The 16,146-nt window shown below is 35.0% G+C and carries 13 protein-coding genes and 2 pseudogenes; 14 read left to right on the forward strand and 1 reads right to left on the reverse strand.

From position 1 onward, the window contains the following. The 5 genes from AC1DJR_RS10390 to AC1DJR_RS10410 all read left to right on the forward strand — a co-directional run. The coding region (locus AC1DJR_RS10390; RefSeq protein ID WP_477002552.1) for a polyhydroxyalkanoic acid synthase subunit PhaR at positions 1–327 on the forward strand (327 nt) is incomplete at its 5' end. 152 nt (positions 328–479) lie between these two features. After that, a complete protein-coding gene (locus AC1DJR_RS10395; RefSeq protein WP_002086832.1) occupies positions 480–1,223 on the forward strand; it encodes an acetoacetyl-CoA reductase in 744 nt (247 codons plus the stop codon). Positions 1,224–1,306: 83 nt separating this feature from the next. After that, positions 1,307–2,392 (forward strand): class III poly(R)-hydroxyalkanoic acid synthase subunit PhaC, encoded by a 1,086-nt coding sequence (gene phaC / locus AC1DJR_RS10400; RefSeq protein ID WP_000206840.1) that lies wholly within the window; start codon positions 1,307–1,309, stop codon positions 2,390–2,392. A gap of 94 nt (positions 2,393–2,486) precedes the next feature. Beyond that, positions 2,487–3,680 (forward strand): NAD(P)/FAD-dependent oxidoreductase, encoded by a 1,194-nt coding sequence (locus AC1DJR_RS10405; RefSeq protein WP_002188868.1) that lies wholly within the window; start codon positions 2,487–2,489, stop codon positions 3,678–3,680. Between the two features lie 23 nt (positions 3,681–3,703). Further along, positions 3,704–5,053, forward strand: coding sequence for a TrkH family potassium uptake protein (locus AC1DJR_RS10410; RefSeq protein WP_477002553.1), 1,350 nt, complete (start codon positions 3,704–3,706; stop codon positions 5,051–5,053). A gap of 38 nt (positions 5,054–5,091) precedes the next feature. Here the strand turns inward: AC1DJR_RS10410 and AC1DJR_RS10415 are convergent, their stop codons facing one another. Continuing rightward, entirely contained in the window at positions 5,092–5,475 is a 384-nt protein-coding gene (locus AC1DJR_RS10415; RefSeq protein WP_002011568.1) for a DUF3905 domain-containing protein, read from the reverse strand. Between the two features lie 100 nt (positions 5,476–5,575). Between AC1DJR_RS10415 and AC1DJR_RS10420 the strand changes: the two genes are divergently transcribed. The 9 genes and pseudogenes from AC1DJR_RS10420 to AC1DJR_RS10460 all read left to right on the forward strand — a co-directional run. Beyond that, the gene (locus AC1DJR_RS10420) at positions 5,576–5,728 is read left to right on the forward strand and encodes a hypothetical protein (RefSeq protein WP_000240799.1); all 153 of its coding nucleotides are present in this window, start codon (positions 5,576–5,578) and stop codon (positions 5,726–5,728) included. Between the two features lie 228 nt (positions 5,729–5,956). Then, complete coding sequence (locus tag AC1DJR_RS10425) at positions 5,957–7,033, forward strand: putative 2-aminoethylphosphonate ABC transporter substrate-binding protein (protein WP_477002554.1); 1,077 nt, start codon at positions 5,957–5,959, stop codon at positions 7,031–7,033. A 19-nt stretch (positions 7,034–7,052) separates the two neighbouring features. Continuing rightward, a complete protein-coding gene (locus AC1DJR_RS10430) occupies positions 7,053–8,054 on the forward strand; it encodes a putative 2-aminoethylphosphonate ABC transporter ATP-binding protein (protein ID WP_002086828.1) in 1,002 nt (333 codons plus the stop codon). After that, positions 8,055–9,663: pseudogene (locus AC1DJR_RS10435) on the forward strand (ABC transporter permease subunit). A gap of 21 nt (positions 9,664–9,684) precedes the next feature. Next, the gene (gene phnX / locus AC1DJR_RS10440) at positions 9,685–10,479 is read left to right on the forward strand and encodes a phosphonoacetaldehyde hydrolase (RefSeq protein ID WP_429686960.1); all 795 of its coding nucleotides are present in this window, start codon (positions 9,685–9,687) and stop codon (positions 10,477–10,479) included. Positions 10,480–10,494: 15 nt separating this feature from the next. Further along, a complete protein-coding gene (gene phnW / locus AC1DJR_RS10445; protein ID WP_044437887.1) occupies positions 10,495–11,592 on the forward strand; it encodes a 2-aminoethylphosphonate--pyruvate transaminase in 1,098 nt (365 codons plus the stop codon). Continuing rightward, complete coding sequence (locus AC1DJR_RS10450) at positions 11,589–12,773, forward strand: saccharopine dehydrogenase family protein (RefSeq protein ID WP_429686949.1); 1,185 nt, start codon at positions 11,589–11,591, stop codon at positions 12,771–12,773. Before phnW ends, AC1DJR_RS10450 begins: the two co-directional genes overlap by 4 nt. A 40-nt stretch (positions 12,774–12,813) precedes the next feature. Continuing rightward, on the forward strand, positions 12,814–13,596 hold the full coding sequence (locus AC1DJR_RS10455; RefSeq protein ID WP_477002555.1) for a DeoR/GlpR family DNA-binding transcription regulator: 783 nt from the start codon (positions 12,814–12,816) through the stop codon (positions 13,594–13,596). A 438-nt stretch (positions 13,597–14,034) separates the two neighbouring features. Beyond that, positions 14,035–15,852 (forward strand): annotated as a pseudogene (locus AC1DJR_RS10460) (NEAT domain-containing leucine-rich repeat protein); the annotation flags it as partial. Between the last annotated feature and the right edge of the window lie 294 nt (positions 15,853–16,146).

Raw genomic sequence — 16,146 nt, forward strand, 5'->3', positions numbered from 1 at the left:
GCATTAAATGATACGACAAAAAATTATTTAGAACAGGTGAATGTGCCGACGAGAGAGGATATCGCTAGAGTAGCTACGCTTGTTATTAACTTAGAAAATAAAGTTGATAACATCGAGGAAATTCTAGAAGAGAAAGTGGATTCATTAGGACAAGCTCCTACATTAAAGCGTGATGTTACGAAAGTAAAACAAGATATGCGCACGTTAGAAACGAAAGTTGATCAAATTTTAGAATTGCTAGAAAAGCAAAATGCAGTACTAGCTAAACTACAAGTACCTGTAAAAGAAGAAGTAAAGCCTGTAAATAAGCCAGAAAATAAAAAATGATAATGGCGTTTGTTTATAACGTGTAAAAGAGAGAGGGAGAATCTCTTTTCATGTATAAACAACGAAACATAATTAATATATGGACTCAATTAGTATGAGTACCAAAATGATTCATAACAATCGTTCACAAATTCATTTAAGGGGGAAAAGAAATGGTTCAATTAAATGGCAAAGTAGCAATCGTAACAGGTGGGGCAAAAGGAATTGGAAAAGCAATCACAGTAGCATTAGCAGAAGAGGGAGCAAAAGTAGTTATTAACTATAACAGCAGTAAAGAAGCAGCTGAAAACTTAGTAAATGAATTAGGAAAAGAAGGACATGACGTTTATGCAGTTCAAGCGGATGTTTCTAAAGTAGAAGATGCAAACAGACTTGTAGAAGAAGCTGTGAATCATTTTGGTCAAGTTGATATTCTTGTTAATAATGCTGGTATTACAAGAGATCGTACATTCAAAAAATTAAATCGTGAAGATTGGGAGCGCGTAATTGACGTGAACTTAAGCAGTGTATTTAATACGACAAGTGCGGTACTTCCATACATATCGGAAGCAGAAGAAGGAAGAATCATTAGTATTTCTTCTATTATTGGCCAAGCTGGTGGATTTGGACAAACAAACTACTCAGCAGCAAAAGCAGGTATGCTAGGATTTACAAAATCATTAGCGTTAGAACTTGCAAGAACAAATGTAACTGTAAACGCAATTTGCCCAGGATTTATTGATACTGAAATGGTAGCAGAAGTACCAGAAGAAGTGCGTCAAAAAATCGTTGCGAAAATCCCGAAAAAACGTTTTGGTCAAGCTGATGAAATTGCAAAAGGTGTAGTATATCTATGCCGTGACGGTGCGTATATCACAGGTCAGCAATTAAACATTAACGGCGGATTATACATGTAATGAAGTAAGAAAAAAGTGCATATCCATAGCAGGAATGCACTTCTTTTTTTAGAAAGAAATTGACCAAAAAGGAGATAGGAAAAATGACTACATTCGTAACGGAATGGGAAAAGCAATTGGAGTTGTACCCAGAAGAATATCGTAAAGCATATCGCCGTGTGAAAAGAGCGAGCGAAGTTTTATTACGCGAACCAGAACCACAAGTTGGTTTAACACCGAAAGAGGTTATTTGGACGAAGAATAAAACGAAGCTKTATCGTTACATTCCAAAACAAGAAAAAACACAGAGAGTTCCAATCTTATTAATATACGCTCTTATTAATAAACCGTATATTATGGATTTAACTCCAGGAAATAGTTTAGTGGAATATTTAGTAGATCGTGGTTTTGATGTGTATATGCTTGATTGGGGCACATTCGGTTTAGAAGATAGTCATTTGAAGTTTGATGATTTCGTGTTCGATTATATTGCAAAAGCAGTGAAAAAAGTAATGAGAACTGCAAAATCGGACGAGATTTCTTTACTTGGTTATTGCATGGGTGGAACGTTAACATCTATTTATGCAGCGCTTCATCCGGACATGCCAATTCGTAACTTGATTTTTATGACAAGTCCTTTTGATTTCTCTGAAACAGGATTATACGGTCCTTTATTAGATGAGAAATATTTCAATTTAGATAAAGCGGTTGATACATTCGGAAATATTCCGCCAGAAATGATTGATTTCGGAAATAAGATGTTAAAACCAATTACAAACTTTGTCGGTCCATATGTTGCTTTAGTCGATCGTTCAGAAAATGAGCGCTTCGTCGAAAGTTGGAAATTAGTTCAAAAGTGGGTAGGCGATGGTATTCCGTTCCCAGGTGAATCGTATAGACAATGGATTCGTGATTTTTATCAAAATAATAAATTAGTGAAGGGTGAACTCGTTATTCGCGGACAAAAGGTAGACCTTGCAAATATTAAGGCGAATGTCTTAAATATTTCTGCGAAACGTGATCACATTGCTCTGCCATGTCAAGTAGAAGCTTTACTTGATCATATTTCTAGCACAGATAAACAGTATGTATGTTTACCGACAGGACATATGTCTATCGTGTATGGTGGAACGGCTGTAAAGCAAACATATCCGACGGTTGGAAATTGGCTGGAAGAGCGTTCTAATTAAAGAGAAGAAATCCAACTAGCGTATGTTAGTTGGATTTTTTTATGGAAAATGACGAAACATAGAAAGGAGAAAATTACATGGTAGGAGTATAATTATGAAGCTTATGACTGGTAAGTTGTTTTGGAGTGCTGGAGTTTCTGTACCTTGTTATCCAACGTTAGAAAATGATATGATATGTGATGTACTAGTAATTGGAAGTGGAGAAGCAGGTGCTCATATAGCGTATTCGTTAGCTAAAATTGGAATGCGTGTTATGCTCATTGAAAAAAGAGCAATTGCGTGTGGTAGCACAGCTGCAAATACAGGATTATTACAATTTGTTCATGATAAATCGTTAACCTCTCTTATTCATACATTTGGTGAAGAGAAAGGGGTACGAGCATATAGACTTTGTTATGAAGCGCTGCAAACAATGGAGAAGGTTGTGCCAACTCTCGATATTGATCCCCATTTTATTCCGCGAAATAGTTTGTATTATGCAAGTAGAGATGAGGATGTTTCATTTTTACAAGAAGAATATAATACGTTACGCCATTATGGATTTCCGGTTGAATATTTTACAGAGTCTGATATTAAGAAACGTTATTCATTTGCAAAACAAGCAGCGTTATATACAAGCGGTGATGCAGAAGTGAATCCGTATTTATTAGCGCATAGTCTTTTGCATAAAGCGAAACAAATGGGCGCTACTATATACGAACATACAGAGGCATTACATATTAAACAAATCCAAAATGATTTAATTTGTTACACGAATACAGGAAATAAAATAGTAGCAAAGAATATTATTATGGCGACAGGTTATGAAGCAATTTTTGGAAAGAAAGAAAAAAATACAACAGTAGAAACGTCTTATGCCGTTGTGACAAATAAGATAGATTATTTTGAAGGCTGGCATGAGCAATCGTTAATTTGGGAAACAGCACGTCCGTATTTGTATAGTCGAACGTATCAAAACCGCATTGTTATAGGCGGATTAGATGAGGCGCTGAAAATTCAAAAAATCGGCGATACGAAATTATTGCATAAGCGTGATCTTCTTATTAACATTGTAAAAGAAATGTTCCCGCAGTATAAAAATATACGGGCAGAATACTATTGGGCAGCAGCATTTGGTGGCAGTCATGACGGTCTTCCTATTTTAAAAGAAGATAAAAAAATACATAATTTATATTACGCACTGCCGTATGGGGGAAATGGAACTGTATACGGAATGGTATTTGCGAAACTATTTCAGCAGTTATTTACAAATGAAGAAAGTGATGATTTTTCTTTATTTAATCGATAGAAAAAAGGTAGCGAAGTGATGGAATGAGAAATATAAAAAAGTTTTTACAAAAGTTACGTCCCGTACAACTTATCGTTGTATTTTATTTACTAGCAGTAGTCGTATCGGTAATTTTGCTTAGTTTACCATTTGTTACGAAGCCTGAAGTGAAATGGACATTTATCGATGCACTATTTACATCTGTTAGTGCGGTAAGTGTTACGGGACTGTCTGTTGTTACGATTTCAGATACGTTTACAACGGCAGGAATTATTGTTTTAGCCCYTATTTTACAATTAGGCGGATTAGGAATTATGGCGCTTGGTACGTTCGTTTGGATGATAACGGGGAAAAAGATTGGTTTGCAAAGAAGAAGATTAATTATGGCAGACCATAACCAAGGGAATTTATCGGGCCTTGTAGAATTGATGCGTTCTATTTTAATTGTAATTATTTCGATAGAACTCATTGGAGCAATACTGTTAGGTACAAGGTTCTTACTATATTTCCCGACTTGGCAAGAAGCATATTTTCACGGTTTCTTTGCCGCTGTGAGCGCAACAACGAACGGAGGATTTGATTTAACAGGACAATCACTTATTCCGTACAAAAAAGATTATATTGTTCAAATGATTCATATGTTGCTTATTATTTTAGGAGCTATCGGTTTCCCAGTGTTAATGGAAGTAAAACAATTCCTTAGTAAAAGGCGACAACAACTATTTCGCTTTTCGTTATTTACAAAATTGACGACAACGACATTTTTTGTACTCGTTATTGTTGGAACAATTATGATTTTTCTATTAGAACGAAATCATTTTTTAGTAGGAAAGTCATGGCATGAAACTGTATTTTATACATTATTCCAATCTGTGACGACGCGAAGTGGAGGACTCGCTACAATGGACATACGTGAATTATCACAACCAACGCTTTTATTTATGAGTATATTAATGTTCATTGGGGCATCTCCAAGTTCAGTTGGGGGCGGAATACGTACAACAACATTTGCAGTTAGTATATTATCGTTATATACATTTGCAAGAGGCGGGAGAACAGTCCGAGTTTTCAAACGTCAGCTACATGAAGAGGACGTGTTGAAAGCATCTGTCGTTATGACGATGGGGATTTTATTATGTGCCTCAGCGCTATTCATTTTATCTATTACGGAAAATGTACCGCTTATGAGCTTAATCGTTGAAGTTTGTTCTGCTTTCGGAACGACGGGACTATCAACAGGTGTTACTCCTGATTTAACAACTGTTGGTAAACTTGTACTCATTGTACTTATGTTTATCGGACGCGTCGGTATTTTGACATTTATTTTAGCTAGTGGTGGAAGAGAGCAACCAGCTCGCTATAAATATCCGAAAGAGAGAATTATTATTGGATAGTATGAAACCATTCTACCTATGTTAGGTAGAATGGTTTTTTAGTCGTTAATTCCGAATTGGGGATGCATAAAAGCATCATTTTTATTATCAACTTCGTTTTTAAGTAATTCTTGATTTTCTTCTGCAATCCATCCGATATCATTTGTAGGATGGATCCATTCTTCCCCAGCCATAATGGCAGGATCTACCTCATCACTCCAATTATTAAGAGGACTGTTAGTGGAATCGTATTTACTGTCTCCAATTACAACATCATATTGATTTATAAAAGGTTGTTGCATCTTTTTGCCTGTGCCTTTAAAAGAAGGAAAGTTCATTTGATGAGGGAGCGTCTCGTCTAAAATTGGCGATTGTATCGTTTCTTTTTCTTTCAAAGTAATCGCTCCTTTTTGTAATGGCTTGTTCGTATGTAGTATTTCCATCTATAAGCTCTTATGTACTTGTTAACACTTCCCAGTAATAATTACTGTAAGTTGTTTCAAACTAGAATAGAAAGTTATTTCGTGAGAGCAGGTGAATATGTTGGTAAAAAGAAAAGTAAAACAAAATGCAGCAATTAATAATAATAAAACTCCGAAAGAAAGCTTACCAGATGCAGAATTTGCATTAGAGTATGAAGGAGAAAATAGTGCGAAGTATGCAAATCGTAATTCAAAAAAAGGTAAACAAAAATGAGGCGTTTTTTACAAACGCCTCATTTTTTTGTGGGATTATAAAGGTTTTTTTAATTATTTGTAAATTTCACGTTTGATATTAGCAGAAAAATGCGAAAAAACATAGAAGTAGCAACGTATTACACAAAAACAAACAACAAACAAAAGATTAATGTTGGTTTAATACTGCTTTTACACTAGTTGTTTATATTAGAGTTGTACATAAGATTTGTAAAAGGAGAGAGAGACAGTGAAAAAAACAATCTTTAAAGCTGTAGCAACTGGAATGGTATTTTCGTTATTAATGGGGTGTGGTGCAAAGAAAGAAGAAAGTGCTGGAGCAAAAGTAAAAGATGATAAATTATCTGGATCATTAACTGTTTACACAGCGATTGAAGAAGAGCTTGTACCGATTTATCTTGATTCTTTTAAACAGAAGTACCCAGACGTGAAGTTGAACATTGTTCGTGATTCAACAGGAGTTATTACAGCGAAATTGCTAGCTGAAGGAAAAAATACACAAGCAGATGTTGTATGGGGAACTGCAGCGTCTAGTCTATTAGCTTTAGAGAAAAAAGATATGTTAAAAGGATACTCTCCAAAAGGAGCAGATCGTGTCCTTYCGCAATTTAAAGACGATAAGAAACCAGAAAAATGGGTAGGAAATACTGCATTTATGACGGGGATTGCTGTAAATAAAGAAGAATTGAAGAAGAAAAATTTACCGATGCCAGAATCATATGAAGATTTAACGAAACCAGAATATAAAGGAACGCTAGTTATGCCGCATCCGGCTTCTTCTGGAACAGGATTTTTAACAGTTTCTGCATGGCTACAAATTATGGGAGAAGATAAGGGCTGGGATTACATGAAGAAACTTCATGATAATATGGCAACTTATACTCATTCAGGTTCAAAACCAGCGAAATTAGCAGGCGCAGGTGAATATCCAGTTGGTGTATCAATGGTTTATAGTGCTTTGAAAGAGAAACAAAAAGGTGCACCAGTTGAAGTTGTACTGCCGAAAGAAGGATTAGGCTGGGAAGTAGAAGCGAACGCACTTATTAAAAAAGATAATGCTAAAAATGATAAATTAGCGCAAGCATTTTTAGATTGGGCAATTACAGATGATGTAATGAAGTTATACTTCGAGAAAAATGGATTTGCGACAATTAAAAATGATTATAAACTTCCAGATGGATTCCCTAAAGATGTGACAGAAAAGTTATATAAAAAGAATGACTTTAAATGGGCAGCAGAAAATCGTGACAAAATTTTAGAAAAATGGGAAAAAGAGTTTGGCCAAAAAGCAGAACCGAAAAAGTAAGTGAGTGGGAGAGAGAAAAATGAGCGAATATTTATCAATTCAACACATCCAAAAACAGTTTGATGCATTTACAGCGTTAAAGGATATTTCTTTTACTGTGAAAAAAAATGAGTTTGTTTGTTTATTAGGCCCAAGTGGTTGTGGGAAAACGACATTGCTCCGAATTTTAGCGGGGCTAGAAGAGGCAACAACAGGTAGTATTGCTGTGAATGGAAAAGATATTACAGCATTACCACCTGGAAAGAGGAACTTCGGAATGGTTTTTCAATCGTATGCATTATTTCCGAATTTAACTGCACTTGAAAACATTGAATACGGCTTAAAAACAAAAAAATATGGAAAAGCAGAAGTAAAAGAAAAAGCGCTATCGGCGTTAGAACTTGTTGATTTGCTGAATGTAAAAGATAAATATCCTGCTCAAATGTCTGGTGGACAACAGCAGCGAGTAGCACTTGCACGTGCGCTCGCTCTGTCTCCCGATATTTTGTTACTTGATGAGCCRTTATCTGCTTTAGATGCAAAAGTGCGTGAAAAGTTGCGCAGAGAAATGCGTGATTTGCAAGAAAAAGTGGGAGTAACAACTATTATGGTAACGCATGATCAAGAAGAGGCATTAACGATGGCTGATAAAATTGTTGTAATGAATCATGCGGAAATTATGCAGATTGGAACACCAGAGGAGATTTATCAAAGACCAGCCAATCCGTTTGTGGCAGATTTTATTGGTTCTATTAATTTCTTTTCGAAAAATAACGAAGAACATGCGATTCGTCCTGAACATGTAACAGTTGTACAAAATAATGGTATTAAAACAGTTGTAGAAAGCATGGAATTTCGCGGTTCTGTATACCGGACGGAAGTGCGGGTCATAGAAGAGAAAACACACCTTTATAATGAGAAAATTGTAGTGGATATATTGGCATCAGAAGTAGAGGAAACTGCTATTAGAAAAGGAAAGCCAATTCAAATCTCTTTCTCAGAAAATCATATGTTGTCATATGGAAAGAAGGTCATTGTATAGATGGAGATGTTAGAAAACTTTAAGGCAGAAAGTACAAAAAAAAAGATTAAGAGACGTATCGGTAAAGAAGAGTGGATACAAAGACTATTAATTATTGGTATGCTTCTTTCATTTTTTATCATGCTTGTATTGCCTTTATTACAACTGTTTACACAAGCCTTTTATGATAAAGATGGAGCTTTTGTTGGTGTTGCGAATTTCAGTAAATATTTCACAACACCAACGCTAGTTCAATCACTACAAAATACGATATGGATTTCGGGCGCTACAACAATTATTTCAGTTACACTCGCTTTCGCTTACGCATATGCGATCGCTCGTACAAATGTTTTTGGAAAGCGCGTATTTCAATACATAGCATTATTACCATTATTCGCACCAACGATGATGCACGGTATTGCGCTTACATATTTATTTGGTAATCAAGGGTTAATAACAAAAGGGATGTTTGGTTTATTTGAAGGAATACAAATACCGTTATACGGACCAGTAGGAATTGTAATGGCTGAAGTTATGTATACATTTCCGCAAGCATTCCTTATTTTATTAATTGCTCTCCAAGGTTCTGATTATCGTTTATATGAAGCTTCTAATATGTTGGGTGCAAGTAAAGTGAAACAGTTTTTTACGGTTACTTTACCTAGTGTGAAATACGGATTAATTAGTGCGATGTTCGTTGTATTTACACTTAGTTTCACTGATTTTGGGGCACCTAAAATTGTTGGAGGACAATATAACGTACTTGCTACTGACGTATATAAGCAAGTAATTGGACAGCAAAATATGTCCATGGGCGCAACTGTCGGAATGATTTTATTGATCCCAGCTATTTTCGCATTTGCAGTTGATCGTATTACGCAAAGAAAACAGGCGAATCTCTTATCTTCAAAAGCAGTACCTTACAGAATAATAAATAATAAGAAAAGAGATGTTATTTCATTCGTATATTGTAGTAATTGTCTCAGCTATTACGGCAGTTATCGGKGCGATTTTAACATTTGTGTTCGCTTATGCGATTGAAAAAATAGAACAGCTACAKTTTTTCAGAAAAGTAGGCTACTTTTTYTCTATTGTACCGTTAGCGATTCCTGGATTAGTACTTGGATTAGGATATGTCTTTTTCTTTAGTCAACCAACAATTCAAATTCTAGGACTTTCAGTAACAAATCCGTTTCATTCCTTATATGGCACAATTGCTGTTTTAGTATTAGTAAATATCATTCATTTTTACTCTGTAACGTTTGTTACCGCAACGACTGCTTTAAAGAAACTAGACCGAGAGTTTGAACTTGTTTCACAGTCGATGAGCGTACCGTTTTATAAAACTTTCTTTCGAGTAACAGTACCGATGTGTTTACCAGCTATTTTAGAAATGGTTATGTACTATGTCGTAAATTCAATGGTGACTGTATCGGCAGTAGTGTTCTTATATGCGGCTGATTTTAAACTAGCTGCTGTATCAATTGTAAATATGGACGATGCAGGAAATGTAGCACCAGCAGCTGCAATGAGTGTACTTATTGTTGTTACAAATATTGTAGTGAGGGTTGTATATGAATGGGGAACGAAAGCACTTCGTAACCGAACGTCACAATGGCAAAAAAGATAAGTAAGAAGGGTGATGGATAGAATGAAAATTGAAGCAGTTATTTTTGATTGGGCAGGTACGACAGTTGATTACGGATGTTTTGCACCATTAGAAGTATTCATGAAGATTTTTCATAAACGCGGTGTTGAAATTACAGCAGAAGAAGCTCGCAAACCAATGGGGTTATTGAAGATTGATCATGTTAGGGTATTAACGGAAATGCCCCGTATTTCGAATGAGTGGAAGCGTGTCTTCGGACAATTACCAACAGAAGAAGATATTCATGAGATGTATGAAGAGTTTGAAGAAATTCTCTTTGTTATTTTACCGTACTATGCCACGCCAATTGATGGGGTAAAAGAAGTGGTTTCTTCACTACGTGAAAGAGGTATTAAAATTGGATCAACAACTGGTTATACGAGAGAAATGATGGACATTGTTGCAAAAGAAGCAGAAATACAAGGGTATAAACCTGATTTTCTTGTGACGCCAAATGATGTTCCAGCAGGTCGTCCATATCCGTGGATGTGTTATAAAAATGCGATGGAACTCTGTGTATACCCAATGAATCATATGATAAAAATTGGAGACACCGTGTCAGATATGAAAGAGGGCAGAAATGCTGGAATGTGGACAGTTGGTGTAATCCTCGGTAGTAGTGAGCTCGGTTTAACGGAAGAGGAAGTTGAGAATATGGATCCGTTAGAGCTTCGTGAAAAAATAGAAGTAGTTCGTAATCGTTTCATTGAAAATGGGGCTCATTTTACAATTGAAACGATGCAGGAGCTCGAAAACGTAATTGAACATATCGAGAAACAAGAACTTATTATTTCATAAAGGGGGCACACGATCATGAATGAAAATCACTATTTATTATTAACACCAGGACCATTAACGACAACAAAAACTGTAAAAGAAGTTATGTTATACGATTGGTGTACGTGGGATGTTGAATATAACACGATGGTGCAAGATGTAAGAAATAGGCTTGTATCGTTAGCGACAAAGGAAGAAGAAAAGTACACAACAGTTTTAATGCAAGGAAGCGGTACGTTTTCGGTTGAAGCAGTAATTGGTTCTGTTATTCCTAGAAACGGAAAGCTGCTAGTTTGTACAAATGGTGCGTATGGTAAGCGGATTGTACAAATGGCAGAGATGTTACATATAGATGTGGTGGTCAGTCAAACAGAAGAGTGGGAGCCTACTAATATTGCAGAAGTAGAACAGTTATTACAACAAGATAAAGAGATTACGCATATTGTAGTTGTTCATTGTGAAACAACTACAGGTATTATTAATCCAATTGTAGACGTATGTAAATTGGGAAAACAATATGGAAAAGTTACACTGGTTGACGCAATGAGTAGTTTCGGTGGTATTGAAATAGATATCGCTGAGTTGCAAATTGACTTTCTAATTAGTAGTGCGAATAAATGTATTCAAGGTGTTCCCGGATTCGGTTTTGTCATCGCAAATCGTGATGAACTATTGAAATGTAAAGGGCAAGCTCGTTCTTTATCATTAGATTTATATGATCAGTGGGAAACGATGGAAGAGCAAAATGGGAAATGGCGCTTTACTTCACCTACACATGTTGTACATGCTTTTTATCAGGCATTGCTTGAATTAGAAGAAGAAGGCGGGGTAAGAGCCCGTTACAATCGATATTATAGCAATCAAAAACTACTAGTGCACAAAATGAAAGAAATAGGCTTTAAGCCATTATTAGATGAAAAATATCAATCTCCTATTATTACATCTTTCATTTATCCAGAAGCAGGATTTGAATTTTTGCAGCTATATAATGAATTAAAGCGATATGGATTTGTTATTTATCCAGGTAAAATTTCGAAAGTAGATACGTTCCGCATTGGAAATATCGGTGATGTACATGAAGACGATATTAATCGCTTAGTTGATAGTATTGCTAAAGGGGTTGTTATAGGGTGAAAGTATTTTGCTTAGGTGGAGCAGGTAAAATTTGTCGTGAAGCAATTTTAGATTTAGTTCAATTTTCATCTTTTGAGACGATTACGGTAGCCGATTTTAATGAAGAGGAAGGCCGAAAAGTAGTAGAGTGGTTAAATGATCCTCGTGTTGATTTTGTGAAAGTCGATGTGACAAATCATGAGGATACGGTCGCAAAAATGAAGGGCTATAACATTGTAATGGATGGTACGACGATAAAGTTAAATGGATTGTCTACTCGCTGTATCGCAGATGCCGGTTGTCACGGTGTGAACTTAAATGGATTTGGTGAAGAAAATGAATTCCACTCTAAATTTGTTCAACATGGAACAACATGTTTACCTGGGTTTGGTATGACACCAGGTGTAACGCAAATGATGGCCATGTATGTAGCAAATCAGTTAGATACTGTAGAGTCAGTTCGAGTAAGTCATGGCTCGTATCGTCCAATTGCTTTTTCTGCATCAATTACAGAGACAACGACATATGAATATGATCCACATTTGCCGACGCGTACAGTTTATGAGGAAGGTGAATTTAAGCAAGTACCTCCGTTTGCGCGCCCGAGAGAAATTGAATTACCAGCACCTTACGGAAAAACAATGCAGTATATAATCCCGCATTCAGAAACGATTACGTTAGCGAAGGCACTGGAAGATAAAGGTGTACAGCTTATTGAAACAAGAGGAACTTGGCCAGAGCAAAATATGCAGCTCGTTCGTGCTTTATATGATTATGGTATATTGCGTAATGATCAAATTGAAATAAACGGTAAAGAAATTGGTATTATGGATTGTATTTCGAAGTATCTATTAAAATCGAAAGAAGGACAAGCAACAGAGCTTTATGGTTATGCACTTCATGTAGAAGTAGTAGGTATGAAAAATAATCAAGAACAAAGGCATGTGTTATACCATACGCATCCGCTATCTGACGGTTCTGTAGTAGGTTGGGAGAAATTAAGGGCCTATACAAGAAATGTTGGTATCCCATTTGGAATCGCTACAGAGTTAATTGCAAAAGGAGTAGTTAATAAAGTCGGTGTTATTACTCCTGAAGAAGCTTTCGAAAATCCACAAATTATTTTTGACGAACTAGAAAAGCGCGGTATTTATATTCATGAAGAGATTTCTACTTACAAAGAAAATTATAACTTTGTATAAGTAAGACAGTTTATGAGGTAGATATAAATGGGGTGAGGCTATGTCTGTAGTAGGTGAAGAGAGAAAGAGGACAATTCTTGAGAAGGTAGAGTTTAAAGGAAAAGTAAAAGTTTCAGAATTAGCGAGAGAGTTCGCAGTATCAACAGAGACGATTCGTCGGTATTTAGAAGAATTAGATCGTGAAAAAAAATTGAAGAAAGTGTACGGTGGAGCCGTTCAACTTCCGGGAGCTGGGATAGAGGCACCGATGTTAGAACGAGAGATGCTGCATATAGAAGAGAAGAAAAGAATTGGGTATAAAGCAGCAACGTTTGTGGAAGATGGAGATGTTATTGCGATTGATGATGGAAGTACACCACTTCAAATGGTGCCATATCTTGTTCATCGTAAAAATTTAACGATTGTAACAAGTTCATTTCCAGTAGCAACACAATTAATTTCTTCTATTAATAAAAAGATGTTTCACGGTGAAGTTTTATTTATAGGCGGGATAGTATCTCCAAAACATTCACGTGTGTCGGGGTCTATTTCACAGCAAGTAATTCATCAATTTCATTTTCATAAAGCATTCGTTTCGATTGATGGGTTGTTGCAAGGTTTTGGGGTTTCTAGCTTTGAATTAGAAAAGGCGAAACTGTCAGAAGCGATGATGAAATTAGCTGAGAAAACGTATATTTTATGCGATCATACAAAGGTAGGCGTCAAAGGGAACTACCGAATAGCAGGATTTTCTCGTATTCAACATATTATTTGTGATAAGAAAATGCCCTATAGTTTTGAAGAAGAAGTCAAAAAGCATAATATTCAATGGACAGTTTGCTAAATGAATTGAATACGTTTAGACTCCCACCTAATTTTTAGGTGGGAGTTTTACTATCAGCAAGTAAAAAAATAAAAGCTTTGTATTTATGCAAAAAGTGGACACATTTTCTCATCTCGTTCATATAATTTACCAATACAAAAAAAGTTGGTCGAAGGAAAGAAGGGAAAGTATGTCGGAACGGATATATAATAAACTTGTATTGTATGCAAACATTTTGCAAAAAATTGGTGTTATTAATGAAAAAGAAAAAAGTGAAATCCTTCATACGATAGGCAAAAAAGCCCTTTGAGTAAAGGGTTTTTTATTTTTTATCTATGGAAATATAAACTTAATGTAATATTCTTATTGACAATGATAATGAGATTCATTATCATTTATTACGTTAGTGATTGATAGTAATTATCAATTGAAATATATATAAGATAAGGGGATATTATTTTGAAAAAAAGTTATATTAAAGCTCTAGTAGTAGCAACAACATTAGCTATTCCATTTGCTGCGTATTCTACTCCAGCGTTAGCAGCAATAAAAATTGAAGCAAACCAGTCGGTAGCAGCAGCCAGTGATCGCACGTATGATACTGAGATTAAAATATATAAGGATCAAAAAGATGAGCCATCTATGGTTTCTCAGTACATAAAAAATCCTAAAGTAGCAATTGAAGATGGGAAAAAAATCGTTACTGTAACAATACAAGATAGCGATTATTTTCAATATCTTAGAATAGAAGATAGAAATCAACCTGGTGTATTTCATGATGTGAAAGTTCTGTCAGAAGATAAAAGAAAAAATGGAACGAAAGTAGTCCAATTTGAAATTGGCGAATTTGAGMAGAAGCAYAATATGCAAATGCATATAYTTATTCCGGCYATYGGATATGATCACAAATATCAAGTTCAATTTGAAATTAAAGATCCAACTGTAGGTGAMAAAGAAACAGAGAAACCAGATGATAACTCTAATTCAGGCAATACGGAAACAGATAATCCAGTTGATAATCAAAATATGATAACAGATAACAAATTAAGAGAACTTGTTAATAAAAAAGTATTTAATAGAAAAGATTTAAATACACCAATTACGAAAGAAGAGTTATTACAAGTAAAGGACTTGTTTTTAAACACGAATGAGATTCTGGATTATAGTGCATTAAAATATATGCCAAATTTAAAATCTTTAACAGTTGCGAATGCGAAGATAACAGATCCGTCGTTCTTTGCGAATTTAAAGCAATTAAATCATTTAGCTTTGCGAGGTAATGAATTTTCAGATGTAACACCACTTGTTAAGATGGAAAATTTAGAATCTCTTGATTTGAGTAATAATAAAATTACAAACGTTGCACCACTAATTGAAATGAAAAATGTAAAAAGTTTATATCTATCAGGCAACCAAATAGAAGATGTAACAGCATTAGCGAAAATGGAACAACTAGATTACTTGAATTTAGCAAATAATAAAATTACGGATGTTGCTCCATTAAGCGCATTGAAAAATGTAACATACTTAACTTTAGCAGGTAATCAAATTGAAGATATTAAACCGTTATATTTATTACCTTTAAAGGACTTAGTATTAACGCGTAATAAGGTTAAAGATTTATCGGGTATTGATCAAATGAATCAATTAAATAAATTATTTATCGGTAAAAATCAAATTGAAGATGTGACACCACTTGCTAAAATGAATCAGCTTACAGAATTAGATTTACCTAATAATGAGTTAAAGGATATTACTCCATTATCAARTCTAGTAAACTTACAAAARCTTGATTTAGARGCAAATTATATTTCAGACTTAWCRCCAGTTAGYAAGTTGAATAAGTTAGTATATTTAAGTTTTGTTGCAAATGAAATCCGCGATGTTAGACCAGTAATAGAACTAAGTAAGAAAGCTTATATTAATGTCCAAAACCAAAAAGTCTTTTTAGAGGATACAGAAGTAAATAAAGAAGTAAAAGTACCTATATACGAAAAAGACGGCGAGGTATCTACAAAAATCCGTCTGAAGAGTGATGGTGGTACGTATAGTAATGGTGTAGTGAAATGGAGTACACCAGGTGAGAAAGTATATGAATTTGGTGTGAAAGATCCATTTGCGGATACAGGAATCTTCTTTACAGGATCTGTAATTCAAAATGTAGTAGAAAGTAAAGGGGACAACAATTCTAAAGAAGACAATACTTCTAAAGAAGATGAGAAAGTAGAGGTAGTAGAATTTAAAGATGTACCAAAAGGACATTGGTCAGAAGAAGCATGGGAACTTTTTAGGGGATGATTTCGTAACACGTGAGCAATATGCGCAATTTCTGTATAAGGCAATAAAAAAATAATAAATGAGAAAAATACGTTATTCTTTAATAAGAAGAATAACGTATTTTTTATATGTACAAAATCAAGTGCTAAATAGACAGGAGTGTTTACATGTGATAGGCCTATTTTTCCGATAGGTGCTGAAACCATATTGACAAAAAGGCATTCTCGTGTGATAATTCAATTAAATTTTTAGAATAATCAAAAAACATTCCTTTTATATAGAAAGGATTTGAAT

This window comes from Bacillus sp. 05T31, assembly GCF_056396725.1.

Coding starts and splice junctions, on each gene's coding strand:
- phnW (WP_044437887.1), top strand. CDS start 10,495: ATGAATGAAAATCACTATTTATTATTAACACCAGGACCATTAACGACA.
- AC1DJR_RS10415 (WP_002011568.1), bottom strand. CDS start 5,475: ATGGAAATACTACATACGAACAAGCCATTACAAAAAGGAGCGATTACT.
- phnX (WP_429686960.1), top strand. CDS start 9,685: ATGAAAATTGAAGCAGTTATTTTTGATTGGGCAGGTACGACAGTTGAT.
- AC1DJR_RS10395 (WP_002086832.1), top strand. CDS start 480: ATGGTTCAATTAAATGGCAAAGTAGCAATCGTAACAGGTGGGGCAAAA.
- AC1DJR_RS10455 (WP_477002555.1), top strand. CDS start 12,814: ATGTCTGTAGTAGGTGAAGAGAGAAAGAGGACAATTCTTGAGAAGGTA.
- AC1DJR_RS10405 (WP_002188868.1), top strand. CDS start 2,487: ATGAAGCTTATGACTGGTAAGTTGTTTTGGAGTGCTGGAGTTTCTGTA.